Origin of the sequence: Luteolibacter sp. AS25 (assembly GCF_046736275.1) — a bacterium.
GTDB lineage: Bacteria > Verrucomicrobiota > Verrucomicrobiia > Verrucomicrobiales > Akkermansiaceae > Luteolibacter.
Genome location: NZ_CP151837.1, coordinates 1,550,620 through 1,566,484 on the forward strand (window position 1 = coordinate 1,550,620; position 15,865 = coordinate 1,566,484).

The 15,865-nt window shown below is 51.9% G+C and carries 16 protein-coding genes and 2 tRNA genes; 10 read left to right on the forward strand and 8 right to left on the reverse strand.

The features are described from left to right. Positions 1 to 42: 42 nt before the first annotated feature. Positions 43 to 645, forward strand: coding sequence for a DUF2293 domain-containing protein (locus AAGA79_RS07165; RefSeq protein ID WP_411828091.1), 603 nt, complete (start codon positions 43 to 45; stop codon positions 643 to 645). Here the strand turns inward: AAGA79_RS07165 and AAGA79_RS07170 are convergent. From AAGA79_RS07170 to trpC, 5 genes are all read right to left on the reverse strand, one after another. Beyond that, a complete protein-coding gene (locus AAGA79_RS07170) occupies positions 642 to 893 on the reverse strand; it encodes a VF530 family DNA-binding protein (RefSeq protein ID WP_411828092.1) in 252 nt (83 codons plus the stop codon). The genes AAGA79_RS07165 and AAGA79_RS07170 overlap by 4 nt on opposite strands. Positions 894 to 901: 8 nt before the next feature. Beyond that, the gene (gene arsS, locus AAGA79_RS07175; protein ID WP_411828093.1) at positions 902 to 1,861 is read right to left on the reverse strand and encodes an arsenosugar biosynthesis radical SAM (seleno)protein ArsS; all 960 of its coding nucleotides are present in this window, start codon (positions 1,859 to 1,861) and stop codon (positions 902 to 904) included. 106 nt (positions 1,862 to 1,967) lie between these two features. Then, positions 1,968 to 3,113 carry a methyltransferase domain-containing protein gene (locus AAGA79_RS07180; RefSeq protein ID WP_411828094.1) on the reverse strand — a complete coding sequence of 382 codons (1,146 nt, stop codon included), beginning with the start codon at positions 3,111 to 3,113 and terminating at the stop codon, positions 1,968 to 1,970. Between the two features lie 110 nt (positions 3,114 to 3,223). Further along, the gene (locus AAGA79_RS07185; RefSeq protein WP_411828095.1) at positions 3,224 to 3,421 is read right to left on the reverse strand and encodes a hypothetical protein; all 198 of its coding nucleotides are present in this window, start codon (positions 3,419 to 3,421) and stop codon (positions 3,224 to 3,226) included. A 39-nt stretch (positions 3,422 to 3,460) separates the two neighbouring features. Beyond that, a complete protein-coding gene (gene trpC / locus AAGA79_RS07190) occupies positions 3,461 to 4,252 on the reverse strand; it encodes an indole-3-glycerol phosphate synthase TrpC (protein WP_411828096.1) in 792 nt (263 codons plus the stop codon). A gap of 121 nt (positions 4,253 to 4,373) precedes the next feature. Here trpC and AAGA79_RS07195 point away from each other — a divergent pair. The 3 genes from AAGA79_RS07195 (at position 4,374) to AAGA79_RS07205 (ending at position 5,596) form a co-directional block, all read left to right on the forward strand. Next, a tRNA-Gly gene (locus AAGA79_RS07195) sits at positions 4,374 to 4,448 on the forward strand. A gap of 76 nt (positions 4,449 to 4,524) precedes the next feature. Continuing rightward, a tRNA-Gly gene (locus AAGA79_RS07200) sits at positions 4,525 to 4,599 on the forward strand. A 133-nt stretch (positions 4,600 to 4,732) separates the two neighbouring features. Next, a complete protein-coding gene (locus AAGA79_RS07205; RefSeq protein ID WP_411828097.1) occupies positions 4,733 to 5,596 on the forward strand; it encodes a 50S ribosomal protein L11 methyltransferase in 864 nt (287 codons plus the stop codon). 59 nt (positions 5,597 to 5,655) lie between these two features. Here AAGA79_RS07205 and AAGA79_RS07210 read toward each other — a convergent pair whose 3' ends face one another. After that, positions 5,656 to 6,960, reverse strand: a complete 1,305-nt coding sequence (locus tag AAGA79_RS07210; protein ID WP_411828098.1) for an MFS transporter — start codon at positions 6,958 to 6,960, stop codon at positions 5,656 to 5,658. Between the two features lie 99 nt (positions 6,961 to 7,059). On the opposite strand from AAGA79_RS07210, the gene AAGA79_RS07215 reads away from it, so the two are divergent. Beyond that, positions 7,060 to 7,791 carry a hypothetical protein gene (locus tag AAGA79_RS07215; protein WP_411828099.1) on the forward strand — a complete coding sequence of 244 codons (732 nt, stop codon included), beginning with the start codon at positions 7,060 to 7,062 and terminating at the stop codon, positions 7,789 to 7,791. 59 nt (positions 7,792 to 7,850) lie between these two features. On the opposite strand, the gene AAGA79_RS07220 is transcribed toward AAGA79_RS07215, so the two are convergent. Both AAGA79_RS07220 and mutS read right to left on the reverse strand, forming a co-directional pair. After that, positions 7,851 to 8,966: an ABC transporter substrate-binding protein gene (locus tag AAGA79_RS07220; protein ID WP_411828100.1), complete on the reverse strand. Its 1,116-nt coding sequence runs from the start codon at positions 8,964 to 8,966 to the stop codon at positions 7,851 to 7,853. A gap of 108 nt (positions 8,967 to 9,074) precedes the next feature. Further along, positions 9,075 to 11,552, reverse strand: coding sequence for a DNA mismatch repair protein MutS (gene mutS / locus AAGA79_RS07225; RefSeq protein ID WP_411828101.1), 2,478 nt, complete (start codon positions 11,550 to 11,552; stop codon positions 9,075 to 9,077). Between the two features lie 102 nt (positions 11,553 to 11,654). Here mutS and AAGA79_RS07230 point away from each other — a divergent pair, with 102 nt between their 5' ends. The 5 genes from AAGA79_RS07230 to AAGA79_RS07250 all read left to right on the forward strand — a co-directional run bounded on the left by AAGA79_RS07230 (position 11,655) and on the right by AAGA79_RS07250 (position 15,857). Further along, positions 11,655 to 12,278, forward strand: coding sequence for an exonuclease domain-containing protein (locus AAGA79_RS07230; protein ID WP_411828102.1), 624 nt, complete (start codon positions 11,655 to 11,657; stop codon positions 12,276 to 12,278). A gap of 18 nt (positions 12,279 to 12,296) precedes the next feature. Beyond that, complete coding sequence (locus tag AAGA79_RS07235; protein ID WP_411828103.1) at positions 12,297 to 13,106, forward strand: hypothetical protein; 810 nt, start codon at positions 12,297 to 12,299, stop codon at positions 13,104 to 13,106. Continuing rightward, complete coding sequence (mntR, locus tag AAGA79_RS07240) at positions 13,106 to 13,555, forward strand: transcriptional regulator MntR (RefSeq protein WP_411828104.1); 450 nt, start codon at positions 13,106 to 13,108, stop codon at positions 13,553 to 13,555. Before AAGA79_RS07235 ends, mntR begins: the two co-directional genes overlap by 1 nt. 153 nt (positions 13,556 to 13,708) lie before the next feature. Beyond that, complete coding sequence (gene hpf / locus AAGA79_RS07245; protein ID WP_411828105.1) at positions 13,709 to 14,305, forward strand: ribosome hibernation-promoting factor, HPF/YfiA family; 597 nt, start codon at positions 13,709 to 13,711, stop codon at positions 14,303 to 14,305. Positions 14,306 to 14,390: 85 nt separating this feature from the next. Beyond that, complete coding sequence (locus AAGA79_RS07250; protein WP_411828106.1) at positions 14,391 to 15,857, forward strand: SDR family oxidoreductase; 1,467 nt, start codon at positions 14,391 to 14,393, stop codon at positions 15,855 to 15,857. Positions 15,858 to 15,865: the final 8 nt, after the last annotated feature.

Sequence of the window (15,865 nt, forward strand, 5' to 3'; positions counted from 1 at the left end):
GGAAAGAGAGAGGGTTACGTACTGGATAACCAAGGTAAGGAAATGAAGATTCCGGAAGATTGGGCGCTACTTCCACCCGGAGATGCGGGGCTGACACGTAGGGTGAAAAAGGATGGTCCGCACTGGGTCGTCAAAGAACTCCATCGGAAACGAATGATCTCGAAAGGGGTGTGGGCACCGGCGGAAAGGATTGATTTTTTCCGGACCGAGCTGGAAGTGGAGCGCGAAGATCCGGCCTATGAAAAGAAGCTGGAAGCGGGCAGAAAGCGCCGTGAGAAGCAAGAAGTGGCATATGCGGAGGATTTTGTGGGAGCGGTGAAAGCTTTTTTGGCTTTTCACGAGAGGCATAGAGACCTTGGGGAAAGGCTAGCCGGATTGATATCCGCCCATGCTACACCTGTGGGTAGTGGAACGGTGGCACGGACAAAACGGATTCCGATCGAGCGCCGGGCGGAAGCCGCGACGATCGCATGGTTGAGACATCAGACAACCTCCTACGATCACATGAATATCCCTAGGATAAAGGGTGAGCGCCGCGAGGTGCGCAGGATGTTAGCGGAAGAATCCCGTAAACGACTTTCCGGGTATAGGAAAGGTGTGGAAATGGGGCCAGGATGCCCGATTTGGAGAGCAATTTCCGACTAAACTTCGTCTGGACTATTGAACTCTTTTTCGTGGCGTTCGAGTGTCTCGATGAAGAGGTTTTCGACCTTGTTCCGAGCCCACGGGGTTTTACGAAGAAATTTCAGGGTGGACTTCACCGATGGATCATTCGCAAAGCAGCGGATGCGGATGCGGTCGGCAAGTTCGTCCCACCCGTATTCCTCTACGAGGCGGGTGATGATGATTTCCAGGGTGTATCCATGAAGCGGATCATTCGGGTGGGAGTTCATGTGTGGACTCAAGCAGTAGCCGCTTCCAATGCACCTGTGCAAGACGATCCTGCGCCTGCGGTGCAGCCCAAGCAATGATTGGCGGTCAGGATTTCCTGCTCAGCCATGGATTCCGGGGTGACGTCCCATAGGAAAAGCTTTTTCCCTTCCTGTTGCTGCTGCATGAAGAGCATTTGATTGAAGTCGCAATCGAAGACTTCGCCTTTCCATCCGATATTTATGGTATTGCGGCACATCAGGCCGTCCACTGTATCGGGATTAAAACTGTCTGCCAGCAGCTGCATGTAGTAGTCCCACTGTCCTTGTTCACGAAGGTCCACCGCAAAGCGGGCTATCGGTAGATTGGTGATCGCAAATAGGCGGGTGAAGACGATACCAAAATGCTTTTTGAGTTCGCGTTTGTAATCGGCCTCCAATTCGTCTTGGTTTGGCGGGAGTTTTGCGCCAAATGGGTTGAATACGAGGGTCAGTGGTAGAGTGGTGCCATACCCGACTGCGTTCAGTTTTTTAAGTGCGGAAATACTCTTATCGAAGACACCGTCACCACGCTGAGCATTAACGTTTTCCGCAGAATAGCAGGGAAGGGAGGCTACAACCTCCACTTCGTGTTTTGCTAGAAACTCCGGCAGGTAAGCGTATTTTTTCGTCTCGATGATTGTGAGGTTATTCCTGTCGATCACGTGTGCGCCAACGGAGCGTGCGGTTTCCACGAAGTAATTGAAGAATTCTGAGATTTCCGGAGCGCCGCCGGTGATGTCGACTGTGGCGGGTTTGTGCTCGAGAATCCAGGCTCCAACCTTATGAGCAGTCTCCTCATCCATCATTTCCGTGCGGGTCGGGCCTGCGTCAACGTGGCAATGAGTGCAGGTCTGATTGCATTTGCGCCCGACATTGATCTGCAGGGTGTCGAACATTCCGCGTTTGAGTGGGACTTTATTGGTTTCGAGGAGGTCTTGAAAAATGCTCATTCTTAGTATTTAGAAAAAAATCGACTTCAGGTGGATACGATCTGGAGAAGCGTTTCTATTTTGGATAGATGTTCTGGAGGGGGCGGTTTCTAAATTCGTAGTGGCTTTAGCAACAGTCGGTTCCCGGTTCGCAGCAATTTGAAGCCTCGGTAGTTAGATCGTATTCCAGACCTTTCGTTTCCCGGGCACTGCGGATCGGAGTGCGTGAACAGTCGAAGGGTATTGCTTCATCAATGGGAATCTCCGTATGAGGCTCGATGAAAGTGAAGAATTCCGCGTAGGGGGCTTTCTTATAGAGATTGTAGGCCTTTTCGCATACCGCATAACGCTCACCACGCTCCATGGCATGGCCGTCGTCATCCAATACTTTTTTGAATGGTCCGTTATAAACGACTGCTTGATTTCGTTCGATACACGGTCCCTGTTTGCCTTTCCAAGCCTGGATGGTCACGGATCTGAATTCGATTCCTTCCACCGTCTGCCAAGGATCCTCATCCCGCTTGAGAATTTCGATTCCGTAGAAGCCGGCAGCTTCAAAAGCTTCTACGAAGCCTTTTTCCGTATATGCACCACTGATGCATCCGCTCCATAGGTGTTCATCGTCCTGAAGATGCTGCGGAATTTCCTCATCCGAGACGATATCCGAAATGACTGCTCTTCCTCCGTTTTTAAGCACGCGGAAGATTTCTTCGAAAAGCTGCTTCTTTAGTCGATTTTCGACGAGATTCAGGACACAGTTTGAGACTACCACGTCAATCGTGTCGGAGGAAACCAGTGGTCTTTCAGAGCTGAGATCTGCAGTTAAATCTTCGAGTTGCAGGAATGAATTGGCATCTTTGATAGGCCTTTTCTGGAGTTCCATCTCCAAGGCTTCAAGGTCGAGAGCCAGATCCTGGATGCGGCCTTTCCTGAATTCCACATTCGAATGCCCTATGTTCTCAGCGACGATTGGCGCATTACGCCGAGCGACTTCAAGCATGTCGTCCAGCATATCGACTCCGATTACCTTACCGGTCGGGCCTACAACTTGTGAGGCTATGAAGCAGATTTTTCCGGTTCCAGAGCCTAGGTCCAGAACAGTCTCACCCGGGAGCAGGTATTTCGATGGGTCTCCGCAACCGTAGTCTTTTTCGATTACCTCTGAAGGAATTGCTTTGAGAAATTGTGGATCGTAATTTACCGGGCAGCAAAGTGCTGCCTCCGGGGCTGCTGCGGCGGCTGAATAGCGTTCGCGGGTTGCGGTTTCTGACATATTTTTTAGACTAGGAGAAGTTTTCAACGAATACACTGATTGTGATTCGCGGGCGTGGAATTAATTCCATAAAGTTATATGAAGGGAGTTTTTAGGCTCCATTGGTCTCCTCAAGTAGTGGAAGAGCGATCGGAAGTAGGATCGTTGGCCTGTTTTTCCTCTTCGGTCGGTTCGGAGCTTTGCAGTTCGGATCCCTCCACGTAGGCATCCTCTTCATTGGCCTTCAACGGAACCTTGTTGGGACTACCGTTCTCCGCACGATCCAGATCGGACTTATCGATTTTTTCTTCTGAATTTTGTTCTGACATTCAGGAAGATAGCGCGGAGCTGAGTTTTAGCAATTCAGCTTAAGACTGCGCGGTAATGTTCATGAAGTCTTCGATCGCCTTGGATGGATCATCCGAACGCATGAGGGTCTCGCCGATGAGGAGTGCATTCGCACCCGCACTAAGAGCGCGGCGGGCGTCTTCGTGGGTTTTGATTCCACTTTCAGAGACCAGGATTACATCATCCGGTGCTTCTTCCGCGAGTAGCTCGGTAGTTGCCATATCCACCTCGAAGGTTTTGAGATTCCGGTTATTGATACCAATTAGATCAGCCTCAAGTTCAAGTGCCCGCTCCATTTCCGGGAGGTTGTGGACCTCTACCAGCACGTCGAGTTGGAAGGATTTTGCTTCGTGATAGAGGCGGCGCAGCAAGTCATCGTCCAGGGCTGCCACGATCAGGAGGATGGCATCGGCACCGGCGATCACGGCTTCGTGGATTTGAATTTCGTGGATCGTAAAATCTTTTCTCAGAAGCGGAATCGGGGAGAATTCGGAAATCTTTGACAGATAGCCAAGGGAACCTTGGAAATATTTCTCGTCGGTGAGGATGGAAAGACAGGACGCACCTCCGTCGATATATCTACCGGCCTGCAGGATTGGATCGAAGTTTGGATCGATGAGGCCCACGGAAGGCGAAGCTTTTTTTACCTCGGCGATAAGGGCTAGATTGTCCGGGCCGCGGTCGAGGGCGGCGCGAAAACCGCGGAACTCGTTGCGCTGGAGCGCTGCTGCGCGAAGGTGTCCGGCGCGTGGTAGGAGGGCTTCCACTTCCTGGTGTTTCGTGGCGATGATTTGAGCAAGTTTATCAGACATAAGGCGGCTGGCTATGGGTAGAGGGATAGGGAGGAGGTGTGGAGAAATTTTTTCCTAAAAATGCTAAAAACTTCTTGAACGAAATCAGCGGACAGGTAACAACCCCGCACGCGGAAAAGACGCGGGCGTAGCTCAGTGGTAGAGCGCCACCTTGCCAAGGTGGATGTCGTGAGTTCGAATCTCATCGCCCGCTCCATTTTCTTCAGATCTCCACCGATTCGGTGGTTTTTTGGTCTAGAAAAGGGGGTTTATTCTCGTATGCGCAAAATAAAGCGGGCGTAGCTCAGTGGTAGAGCGCCACCTTGCCAAGGTGGATGTCGTGAGTTCGAATCTCATCGCCCGCTCCAGTTTTATTTCAGTCCACCGGTTTGGTGGGCTTTTTTTGTGGATGGTTCCGGCAGTTTTTACATGGGAACGGGCTTAATCCCTGAAATTTCTAACTTGTGCGAAGGCACGCGGATTGGTGTTGTAGATACTATTATGTATTTATGGTCGAAGCTTTCAGGAGCGCAGTGGATTGATGCCTGGGAAGAGCGTTTTGCGGGCAACCCGAATTTCGTGATGGAGTATATCAAGGGAGGGAAGTCCGTGAGGCTCCAGATCTATTGCGATACCAAGAAGGCTGCGGACGAAATTTTCGAGCTGTTCGGAGGATCTGTCAGGAAAGTGAAAAACGCTGAATGGCAAAAGGCACCGGCAATACCGAAGCCTCTGAAGGTGCGCGACGTTTTTTTAGTTTCAGCGGAGACGGAGGAAAAACAACTCAATGCACTTCAAAAAGAGTTTCCGAAAAGAGAGCTAATGATTATTCCCCCCGAGATGGCATTTGGGACCGGGGATCATGCTACAACCTCAACCTGCCTCCGTTTTCTGGTGGATATTTCCAGGACCCGAAAGAATGAGAAATGGTCAGTTGCGGACCTTGGTTCAGGGACTGGTCTTTTGGCGATTGCTGCTTCAAAGCTGGGTGCCAGCGAGGTCTGGGGTTGTGATTTCGATCCTTTTGCCGTCGAGGTCGCGAAGCGCAATGCGCAGCGAAACGGAACTCCGGATATCACCATGAAAGAGCAGGATGTTCTGAAGTGGAAGCCGAGGAAAAGTGGCTATGACGTGGTGCTGGCAAATCTGTTTTCCACTGTGCTCCTTGAAGCTTGGCCGGTGATTGCCAAGTCGCTTGGAAAAGGGGGAGACCTGGTGGTTTCGGGAATTCTAGCTAGTCAGGCATGGGAAGTTTTCGAAGGAGCCGCGAAGGAAGGAATCGGTTTCTCCAAGGTGGTTAAGAAGGGGAAATGGGTTACTGCCAAGGGCGGCTGGTTCTCGGATATCGAAGGGAAATCTTCCTGACATTCGCTGGGAATCGAATACGCGAAATTTGCGCAAAGCCAAGGCGTAAGCGCTTGGTCCTATCCCCGGCGGCGTTTTGGCGTGAGCTTGATACGGCCGGCAAATAAAATGCCCACAATCAGGCAGATGGTCATCCCGATGACAACTGCTGTAGGTGCGCCGAATAACTTCGCAAGCGCGCCCATCATAAGGCCTCCTACAGAACTCATGCCGAGAAAGCAGAGGGAATAGAATCCCATTATTCTGCCGCGTAAAGCATCCGGCGAGCGAAGCTGGGTGCCGGTATTCGCGCTGGCTAGGAAGATAATCATGAAAAAACCGGAAATCACGAGCATCGCGCAGGAGAGCCAGAAAATTTTGGAAATCGCGAAAATACTTAGGAAGACACAACAGCCGAAAAGTCCAAAATAGACGAGGGTTCGGCGCTCGAATGCCTTACCCTTGCTGGCCAGAGAAAGTCCGCCGATCAAAGCTCCGAGGCCGTTGAATGCCATGAGTATGCCGAAGGCTTTTGCATCCCCATGCAGAACATCCTTCGCGAAAACCGGCATAAGCACATTGAAGCTCATTCCGAACATACTGAACGTGGAGACCAGAATCATGATTGCCCGCAACGGTGGATCCTTTGCGATGTAACAATAGGCCTCACGGATTGCCTGAAGAAACGGTGGGTTATCCGTGCGTTTCTCGAACTTGGGTAAATCCAGCTTCGAGTAGCTGAAGATGACGGCAATGTAGGACAGTCCGTTTACGAGGAAACATCCGGCCATTCCGACGATCCCGATCAACGCGCCCGCCATAGCCGGTCCGGCGACCCGTGCGAGATTAAACATCGAGGAGTTCAACGCGATTCCGTTGATCAGATCCTCCTTACCCACCAGATCGACCACGAAAGATTGGCGCGCGGGAACATCGAATGCGTTTGCTATGCCCAATCCCATCCCAATCACGGCAACATGCCATACCTCGATGACTTTCAGATAGACCAGAAGGGCCAGAAGGAGGGCGAGGATCATCGATGCCGACTGGGTGAAAATCAGGATCTTTCGCCTGGAAATGCGATCGGCGACAATTCCGCCCCAGAGTGCCAGCAGGGCGAAGGGGAGCATATTTGCAAACCGGATAAGGCCGAGCGCGACAGAGGAACCACTGAGCTCGTAAACCAGCCAACCTTCCGCTGTAGTCTGAAGCCAGGTCCCAATCAGGGAAATGACCTGACCGCCGAAGAAGATCCGGTAGTTCCGGTGCGAGAAAGCGCTGAATGCCTCGATGAATCCCGGCCGGCCGACTGGCTGTCTCCTGAGATCCGCGGATTCCGTATTTGGAATACTTGCAGTTCCTTCTGGGTGGCGTTGATCAGGCATCGGGAAATCAAAGTCGCCGCTAAAAGGTGATTGTCCAGTGCCAGCGGAAATTTTGATTTAGTGACTGGCAGGAAACGGGAGGGAGGGTTTGAATGACGCATGTTTACAAGGATCTTTCAGGCATTTCTGGTTGCCGTGTGTGTTTCCGGTTGCGTCGACCTTGCCGGCGAGGCGCAAAGTGCCGATGTCAATACCAGAGTCCTCTCTGCGGTCCAAAGTATGCCAACCGGCGGTGGGTATGACGGGAGTGACGCCACGAAGAATCTTCTCAACGGGAGTTGTGCGTGGAGCGGTGGACTGATTCGCGTGGACGCAGGCATTGCGAAACCTAGTTTCTGCTCGGGGGCCACTTATCTGGTTTTACTGAAAGCGCTGGGCCGCGGCGATGCAGCACTTTTACCTGAAATTGACCAAAAAGATGGTCATGGCGTTTTCGGTAGGTGGAATTCAAATGGACCTGGTGCGGCGAAGCTGGTCGCAGATCTTGGAGCGGGGATAAATTTCACCTCATGGGATGAGGCTATTCCCGGGGATTTTCTGAAAATCTGGTGGACTGACAAAATTGGCGGGCGGGAGCGGGGGCATTTGGTTGTTTATCTCGGGCACGATACCGAAAGGGTGAGATTTTGGTCTAGCAACCAACCCGGTGGATACGGGACAAAATCAGTGGAACGGGGAAAGTGCCGGAGGGTCCTTTTCACAAGGATTACGACTCCATCGAAGTTTTCCGGTGCGCGAAGGCTTTCTGAAAGCGATCCGTGGTTAGAGAAAATGCTTAGGGAAGATTTCCGCTGGGAAGAGGTGGTGGAAAAATGCCGCGTGCAGGAGTGATGGGCGATCTGCCTTGGTAGGATCCAGAGATAATTCGAGTGTGTGAAGCGGGGATTTTTCTACTGGGTGGGGACCTGCTCTTTTCGGTTTTTCCGGATGATTTTCTCGGTGCCGATCTCCTTCGTTGGCTTGATTCTAGGTTTAGAAAGCAGACCTTCTGCAGCTATGTAGCTATCTTCCCTGAAAATGGTAGAAAGTGGGCCGCAGGTTTCCTCTTTGATGGTTCCTTCCTTGCGAAGTTCCGAGAGGATCCAGGATGCTTTATGTATGTTCGGGCGATTGGTATCGCCGCCGTGAAAGATGTGGAAGTCTTCACTGTTCATACTTCCTATCCCTGATTGAAAAACCGGTCCGAGGCTGTTTTCCAAAACCGCCGGAGAAGATCCTACATATTCCCTACGGGCCAAAATGGAGATAAGTTCTTCGCGGAATTCCGGCGATTGACAGAGGCGGCAGGATTCCATCAGCGCTGCCACCGTTGCCAGCATTCTGGATTTGTCGTCATCGCCGAATTCTTCCGAGACCATCAATACGCTTTCCGGGTGATGGCTGGCCAAATCAGCAGAAGTGGCGGGGCACCAACCCTGATTTGATATGATCGACTCTGAGTTCCATGGCTCCGCCGCGCAGTAACCGTCGATATGCCCAGCTTTCAAATGACGGGGCATCAGGTAGGAGGGGAGCCAGATGATTTCCAAATTTCGTGAGGGTGTTACCCGGTTGCGGGATAACCAGGAATTCAGCATTGAAAATTGTGAAGAAAGCCGGTGGGGAACGGCCAGGATCAATGGGCGGTCTTTCTTCCACTTATAGGTCAGGTAATCGTTGAATTTTTCCCCCAGGCCAATTTCCTTGTATCCAATCTCCTTGGAAATGGTAATGGCATTGCCCTGGAGATTAAAGACCAGTGGAACGGTGACACCGCTACGCATCATGTTCAGGCCCAATCCGAGGCAGATCGCTATACTGGCAGGACTTTGTGCTGCATCGAGTTGTGCATAGCTGATTTTATTATGAATTGTTGCCCAGCCCAGTTCTCTGCTGAGATTTATTCTAAGGCCGTGCTTTTTGAAAATGCCTTTTTCGTAGGCAACAACGATAGGGGCACAGTCAATCTGGGGCACGAAGCCGAGACGGATAGTTTGAGGCCCGAGAAACAGGGGACGAGATGGCATGCTGCCTATTTAACCACTGTTAGACACAGCTTTCCCTAACATTAATAGAGATTTCAATCATATTTAAATCATTTCATAATGAGTGTAATTCATACACTTATTCGAAGGCTAAAAATCGAAGAGGTTCATCTGGGGAGAGTTTGCCTCCGGCATGGAGTCTTCCAGTTTCGTGGTCTTGGGTTTTGGGTGTTTGTCCTTGGCCGTTGGTTTGGTGGAATTCATTTCCAGGTGGCTCAGGATGGACTTTGCGCGAGCGAGAACCGGTTTCGGTAAGCCGGCGAGGCGGGCTACCTGAATGCCGTATGATTTATCCGCGGAACCGGGGAGGATCTTGTGGAGGAAGATGATTTCCTCGTTCCACTCGCGGACGGCCACGTTGCAGTTGACTACTGCGTCCCTAGTATTGGCGAGGTCGGTGAGTTCGTGGTAGTGGGTGGCGAAGAGGGTGCGGCATTTGGTCTCATCGTGGAGGTGCTCGGCGACGGCCCAGGCGATGGAGAGGCCATCGAATGTGGCGGTGCCGCGGCCAATTTCGTCGAGGATGACGAGAGATTTTTCGGTGGCGTGATTGAGAATGAGGGCGGTTTCCGACATTTCGACCATGAAGGTGGATTGTCCACGTGAGATATCATCGGAGGCCCCTACGCGGCAGAAGATGCGGTCAGTGAGGCCGATGGTAGCAGAGTCTGCGGGGACGTAGGCGCCGATCTGTGCCATGAGGGTGATGAGCGCGAGCTGGCGGATATAGGTGGATTTGCCCGCCATGTTAGGGCCGGTGAGGATCTGCAGGCGACTGGATTCCGGGAGGAGTTCGGTATCGTTCGGGACGAATTTTGTATCGGTGAGAGTTTGCTCCAATACCGGGTGGCGACCGTTTTCGATGATGAGTTCAGTGCCTTGTGTGAGAGTGGGGCGGGTGTGTCGGTGGAGTTGTGCGGTTTCCGCGAGAGCGCATAGGGTATCGATCTCTGCGATGGCGGCGGCTGTCTCCTGTAGCTCCTTGAGGTTTTCTACAACTGCCTGGCGAAGCTGGAGAAAGAGTTCGTATTCGAGTTGTTTGGATCGCTCCTCTGCGCCGAGAACCTTGTTTTCCATTTCCTTGAGCGCGGGTGTGATGTAGCGCTCCGCATTGGCCATGGTTTGCTTGCGGGTGTAATCGTCCGGAACCTTTTCGATGTGGGTTTTGGTGATTTCGATGAAGTAGCCGAAGACGTTGTTGAATTTGATCTTAAGAGAATCGATGCCGGTGCGTTTGCGCTCATCTGCCTGGAGGCGTGCGATCCAGTCTTTTCCGCTGCGGGAGGCGCTGCGGAGCTCATCGAGCTCGGCGGAATGGCCGTCGCGGATGATGTTTCCGTCCTTGATCTGTGCAGGGGGCTCTTCAACCAAGGCTGTTTCCAGCGTCTCAAGGAGATCTGGGAGGGGGTGTAGCTTTGTGACTACTGCGGTATGATCTTTGAGGAGAGGTAGGAGGATTTCCTTGAGGGGTGGTATGTTCTGGAGGGAAACGGTGAGGGACTGGAGATCTCGCGGGTTTCCCGAGTTCTGTGAAAGGCGGGAGGTAGTTCGCTCGATATCACGGATGTTTTTGAGGGATTCGCGGGCTTTGGAGAGGAGGAAGGGCTCGGCGAGGAGCGAGGCGATGGTTGCCTGTCGCGCGGTGAGGGTATCGAGATCACGTAGCGGGTGAAGTAGCCAGCTGCGAAGCAGACGGCCGCCCATGGGAGTGGCCGTGCGATCGAGAACGGCGAGAAGTGTGTGATTTTTCCCTGAGCGGGATTCGGTTAGGTCGAGATTCCTCTGTGAGGCGGCATCGATGAGGACGTGTTTGTCGTTTTCCAGAACACGGGGCGGGAGGAGGTGCTCGCAGGGTCTACGTAGCTGGTGGACGAGGTAGTGAAGGGCGGCGCCCGCTGCGGATGAAGCGGCGTGGAGTTCCGCACAGCCGAAGCCATCGAGTGAATGGACGTTGAAATGGTTTTTCAGAAAATCTACCGCGTGCTCCGGGAGGAATGTGTAACCATCGTATGGAAGGGCGTGTGGGTGGTTCGCAGAAAAATCCGATATCTGATGGTCGGGGATGATAATTTCCGAAGGGGAGATTCGGGCGAGTTCGTCGAGGAGAAGTGCGGGCTCTGTAAATTCCGCGATGATGAACTCGCCGGTGGTGTGATCGATGGCGGCCAAACCATGGTTTTTGCCGGTTTTCGAGAGGGCTACGAGGTAGTTCGGACGTTGGTCATCGAGAAGTGTGAGATCATCAATGGAGCCGGGAGAAAGAATCCGGGCGATTTCCCGTTCGACGATTTTACCCGGCTGTGGAGCCGAGGTTTGCTCTGCGATGGCGACACGTTTATTGGCTTTCAAGAGCCGGGCAATATAGTTTTGTGCCGCGTGGTAGGGGACGCCGCACATAGGTGTGCCGCCGCGCTTGGTGAGAGCAACGTTCATAATCGGCGCGGCGTTTTTCGCGTCTTCGAAGAACATTTCGTAGAAATCGCCCAAGCGGTAGAAGAGAATGATGTCAGCTGGGAGGCTTTTTCTCATGGCCAAATATTGGGCCATCATTGGTGTGGGAGCAGACATGGGCGGATGCTGAGTGCTCCACTTTTAAACATCAAATGATAAACTCGAAACAAGAGTTGGATTCGGGTTGTGGTTTTTCCTGATAAGGTGAGGATACCTTTCGTGAAAGATCAAAGGAAGGTGCGGGATGTGGTGTTTGCAGGGATAGATTTCGAAGGGGCTGGTGCTCAGCGTGGTAGAGAGGATTGGCCGGTGCAGATTGGAATGGGAACCTGGTCGCTCAAGGATGGCTTTGATAATTTCCATGTTTCATATCTCAAGCGTGAGGGGAACGTGGACTGGTATGCGAAGAAGATTCACGGAATCGAGGAGAGTGATCTGGAGGGGGCGCCGAGTCTGTTATCCCTATGGCCGGAAGTGAATTCCCGCCTGGGAGATGGCGCGGTGCCAGTGGCTCACGCGAAGGGCACGGAAAAGAAATTTCTAAGGGTATTCCCGGGCAATCCGTTCGATCCGTGGGTCGATACGTTGCTGTTATCGCGGGCTTCGATGCCGGATCAACCAAAGCATTCACTTGGGATACTCTGCGAGGATATAGGAGTGGCGGACAAGGTGCGCGAACTGGTCCCGGGAAGAGGCTGGCATGATGCACTTTTCGATGCCGTTGCTTCGTTGGTTTTACTTGAATGGATGGTTAAGCGATTCGGATTGGAAGATCTTCCTTTGTGGGCGCTTGTTGTTCCAAATACCGGTGCGTGGTATCGCCTGAGACAGGCTGCGAAGTAGTATTTCCGTTAATTTTCGATGTTCAGGAAAATTCTACAGATCGTTTTTGCGGTTATTGCGGTCGGAGGAATCATTTTCCTGGCGACCAGAGAGCCTAAACGTCCGGACCTTCCCAGGTGGGAGGTTCAGAAAAAAGAGATGCGCCGGGCGGAGGCGAATCATAAGGCCCGGGAACGGAAAAATCAGGATGCGGCTTTGGTGAAATCCTTGTTGAAACAGGGACTGGCAGACCGGGTGTTTGATTTTGCGGTGGTTGCCGAGGCTGCATCCGGAAAGAAGGTTATTCCCCTGGAGAAAATGGAGTCCGGTGAGCGTGTGAGAGCAATAATTGAAAATGTGCTGGGGAATGTGATGGAAGATATGAATTCGGACACTTCGCCGATCCGTGGTCTCCGCCGTATCAATGAGGGTTCCCGGTATTTTGAAGACGGTTTGATTGCCGGGCTGAATGAGCAGGAAGGGATTTTGTGCGAGGTGCCGAAGACCGTGGCGGGCAAATCCCAACGTTCAGGCTACCCTGATCTGAAAATTACGGATGAAGAAACCGGTGAAGTTTATTATCTTGATCCTAAATTGATGGAACAGGGCTCGGAGGATAGTAGTTTTCGCTCGTTTTACTTCGAGCCCAAGGGTGAAACCCTGAAGATCACGGATGACGCGACCCATTTATTGGTGGGTATCGAACACGACGGGAAGGATGGGGAGTGGACGTTTCTCGGTTGGAGGTTTATCGATTTGAGTAAATTACAGGTGAGCTTGAAGGCTGAATTTCATGCATCGAACCGTGACATGTATGAAGGCGTGGCAAGAAAGGAGGATGGTGAGTAATGGCTGATTCAGTTTCCAAACGGACGAGTGGCTCGGTGGCGATGGATGACTATCTTGAACAGATCCTGCATCTCATCGAAGATAAAGGATATGCACGTGCGGTTGATATTTCTACGAATCTTGGAATTTCCCAGGCGAGCGTAACCAATATGCTCCAGAAACTGGATGCCGAGGGCCTCGTGAAGCACCAGAAATACCGGGGCACAACGCTCACCGAGAGGGGAATGCGGATCGCCGGTGCGATCGTGGAGAGGCATGAAACGCTTACCCGTTTCCTGCGACTATTCCAGCTGGATGAGGAGACAATTTACCGCGATGTGGAGGGAATGGAGCACCACGTCTCGCGCTCGACACTGGGTGTCATACGAGCTGTAGCGGACGCCCTGGAGGGTAATCCGGAGTTCCTGGATCTTGTAAAAGAGAAGATCCGGAACGACGAGGAAAGCTAACCCTCAGCAGGCTGGGGGAATTCCGAGCCAGATTCAAAAAGATGAAGTTTTATGAACTTCTTAATGGCGTTTTGGACAATGCTGTAGGAAGCTATTCGATGGATGGAATATACGTTCCATTCACCCTTAATTAACAAAAAACGAATAAGAATCATGCAAACTGCAAACGTAAATTTGCCGATCACCATTACGGTGAGGCACGAAGAAGTTACCGACTCTCTCCGCGAATACGCTCAGAAGAAAATCGAAGGACTCCACCTTGATTATCCGAAGATCATCGAGGCGAAGGTGATCTTGGACGTGCAGAAGAACCGGCAGATTGCGGAAATTATCCTGTTTTGCACAAACCACATCACGATTGAGGCTGATAGCGAAAGCCGCGACATGTATGTCTCGCTCGACGAGACAATTTCGAAAATTTCCAGGAGGATGCGTAAGCATAAAACAAGGCTTCTGAAGAAAAACCGTCCTCACCGGAATGAGTCTATCCGTTATCTCGAGGAAAGGTATTTCACCGAAGATGCGATGGATCACCCGGAAGAATCCGAGCACGATCCAGAGCCGTTCATCGTTCATCCGGACCGTTACGCGGTGAAAACCATGTATAAGGAAGATGCGATCATGGAGTTGGAGCTCAGCGAACGTCCGTTCATTCTTTACAAAGGTGCCCGTAGAGGCCGGTTAACTATTATTTATCGTCGGAAAGACGGTGAATACGCAGCTATGGATGTAACTCCTCCCGAGAGTTAAGGAATCCAGTCATATGTTTGAATCGAAGGAGTGGCATTTCGCCACTCCTTCTTGCTTTCAGGGTGTTAGGTTTTAGGTTGGTAAATTGAAAATTCTACTTACAGGGGCCAACGGATACATCGGCATGAGGCTTTTGATTGCGCTGATGGATGCGGGTCATCAGGTGTATGGGATGGTTCGGAACCGGGGGCGGTTCCCTTCCTCCCGATTTGCTCCATTCCTTGAAGACGGTCGTCTTCGTTTAATCGAGGGAGACATGCTGGTGGCGGAAAGTCTCCCCGATGTCGATGAGGCCTTTGACGCAGTCTATTATCTGCTTCATTCGATGGGAGCTGCGACTGACTTTGAAGAAAGAGAGAAGACTTGTGCTGAGAATTTCAATAAGTGGATGGAGCGGGTGGAATGCGCGAAGATCATCTTTTTGGGTGGTCTTGTGCCACAGGCAAGTTTGTCCAAGCATTTGCGTTCCAGGGAAACAGTAAACCGGGTGTTAAGGACCGGTAGCATGCCGGTTACCACCCTGAGAGCCTCGATTATCGTGGGTTCCGGATCTGCATCCTTTGAAATGATCAGGGATTTGGCAGAAAAATTGCCGGTAATGATTACTCCACGATGGGCGAACACCCGATGCCAACCGATCGCGATCCGGAATGTGGTCGGGTATTTACTAGGATGTTTGGACGAGGATCAAACTACCGGAGAGGAACTGGATATTGGAGGGCCAGAGGTTTTGACCTACAAAAGTTTACTTGAGCAGTATGCCGAGGCCCGTGGTTTGAATCGCTGGATTATTCCTGTTCCATTTTTGACTCCGCGCTTATCGGCTCATTGGCTGCACCTGGTGACTGCCACGACGATGTCGTTGGCCAAGTCATTGATCGAGTCGCTTACGAATGAGACGATCTGCCGGGATAACCGGATCGAGAAATTGATTCCTCAGAAATTGCTGACTTACCGGGAGGCGATCGACGTGGCGTTCGCGAGGATTGCTCAGAACAAAGTGCCTTCATCGTGGATTGATTCACTCTCTTCCGGAAATTTAAGTCCTGATTACTTCAAGTCGATTCAGGTGCCCGAGCACGGTATCCTGCGTGATCAGCAGAAGGTGGATTTGACAGTGGATCGGGAGCAGGTGATCAACGCTGTCTGGCGCATCGGAGGGCGAAACGGATGGCCCTCGATGAACTGGGCATGGAAGATCAGGGGGGTGATGGACCGCATGATCGGTGGTAGTGGCATCAGACGTGGTAGAAGAAATCCGGACACCTTGTTTCCCGGAGATGCGCTGGATTTCTGGAGGGTAGTTCTTGCTGACCGCAATAGTGACCACTCGTCGGCGCGTTTGATACTTTCAGCAGAAATGAAAATGCCAGGAGAGGCTTGGTTGGAATTCGAGATCACGGATAGCCAACTGATTCAAACTGCAACGATGCGGCCTAGAGGGCTTTTCGGAAGAGTATATTGGTTTTCGGTTTTGCCGTTTCACCTTATGCTCTTTCCGCAGATGGCCAAGCGGTTGGCGGCCGGATCCGCAGGTGGGCTACAGGAATGAAGAGGGAG

Coding starts and splice junctions, on each gene's coding strand:
- AAGA79_RS07165 (WP_411828091.1), top strand. CDS start 43: ATGAAGATTCCGGAAGATTGGGCGCTACTTCCACCCGGAGATGCGGGG.
- AAGA79_RS07170 (WP_411828092.1), bottom strand. CDS start 893: ATGAACTCCCACCCGAATGATCCGCTTCATGGATACACCCTGGAAATC.
- arsS (WP_411828093.1), bottom strand. CDS start 1,861: ATGAGCATTTTTCAAGACCTCCTCGAAACCAATAAAGTCCCACTCAAA.
- AAGA79_RS07180 (WP_411828094.1), bottom strand. CDS start 3,113: ATGTCAGAAACCGCAACCCGCGAACGCTATTCAGCCGCCGCAGCAGCC.
- AAGA79_RS07185 (WP_411828095.1), bottom strand. CDS start 3,421: ATGTCAGAACAAAATTCAGAAGAAAAAATCGATAAGTCCGATCTGGAT.
- trpC (WP_411828096.1), bottom strand. CDS start 4,252: ATGTCTGATAAACTTGCTCAAATCATCGCCACGAAACACCAGGAAGTG.
- AAGA79_RS07205 (WP_411828097.1), top strand. CDS start 4,733: ATGTATTTATGGTCGAAGCTTTCAGGAGCGCAGTGGATTGATGCCTGG.
- AAGA79_RS07210 (WP_411828098.1), bottom strand. CDS start 6,960: ATGCCTGATCAACGCCACCCAGAAGGAACTGCAAGTATTCCAAATACG.
- AAGA79_RS07215 (WP_411828099.1), top strand. CDS start 7,060: ATGTTTACAAGGATCTTTCAGGCATTTCTGGTTGCCGTGTGTGTTTCC.
- AAGA79_RS07220 (WP_411828100.1), bottom strand. CDS start 8,966: ATGCCATCTCGTCCCCTGTTTCTCGGGCCTCAAACTATCCGTCTCGGC.
- mutS (WP_411828101.1), bottom strand. CDS start 11,552: ATGTCTGCTCCCACACCAATGATGGCCCAATATTTGGCCATGAGAAAA.
- AAGA79_RS07235 (WP_411828103.1), top strand. CDS start 12,297: ATGTTCAGGAAAATTCTACAGATCGTTTTTGCGGTTATTGCGGTCGGA.
- mntR (WP_411828104.1), top strand. CDS start 13,106: ATGGCTGATTCAGTTTCCAAACGGACGAGTGGCTCGGTGGCGATGGAT.
- hpf (WP_411828105.1), top strand. CDS start 13,709: ATGCAAACTGCAAACGTAAATTTGCCGATCACCATTACGGTGAGGCAC.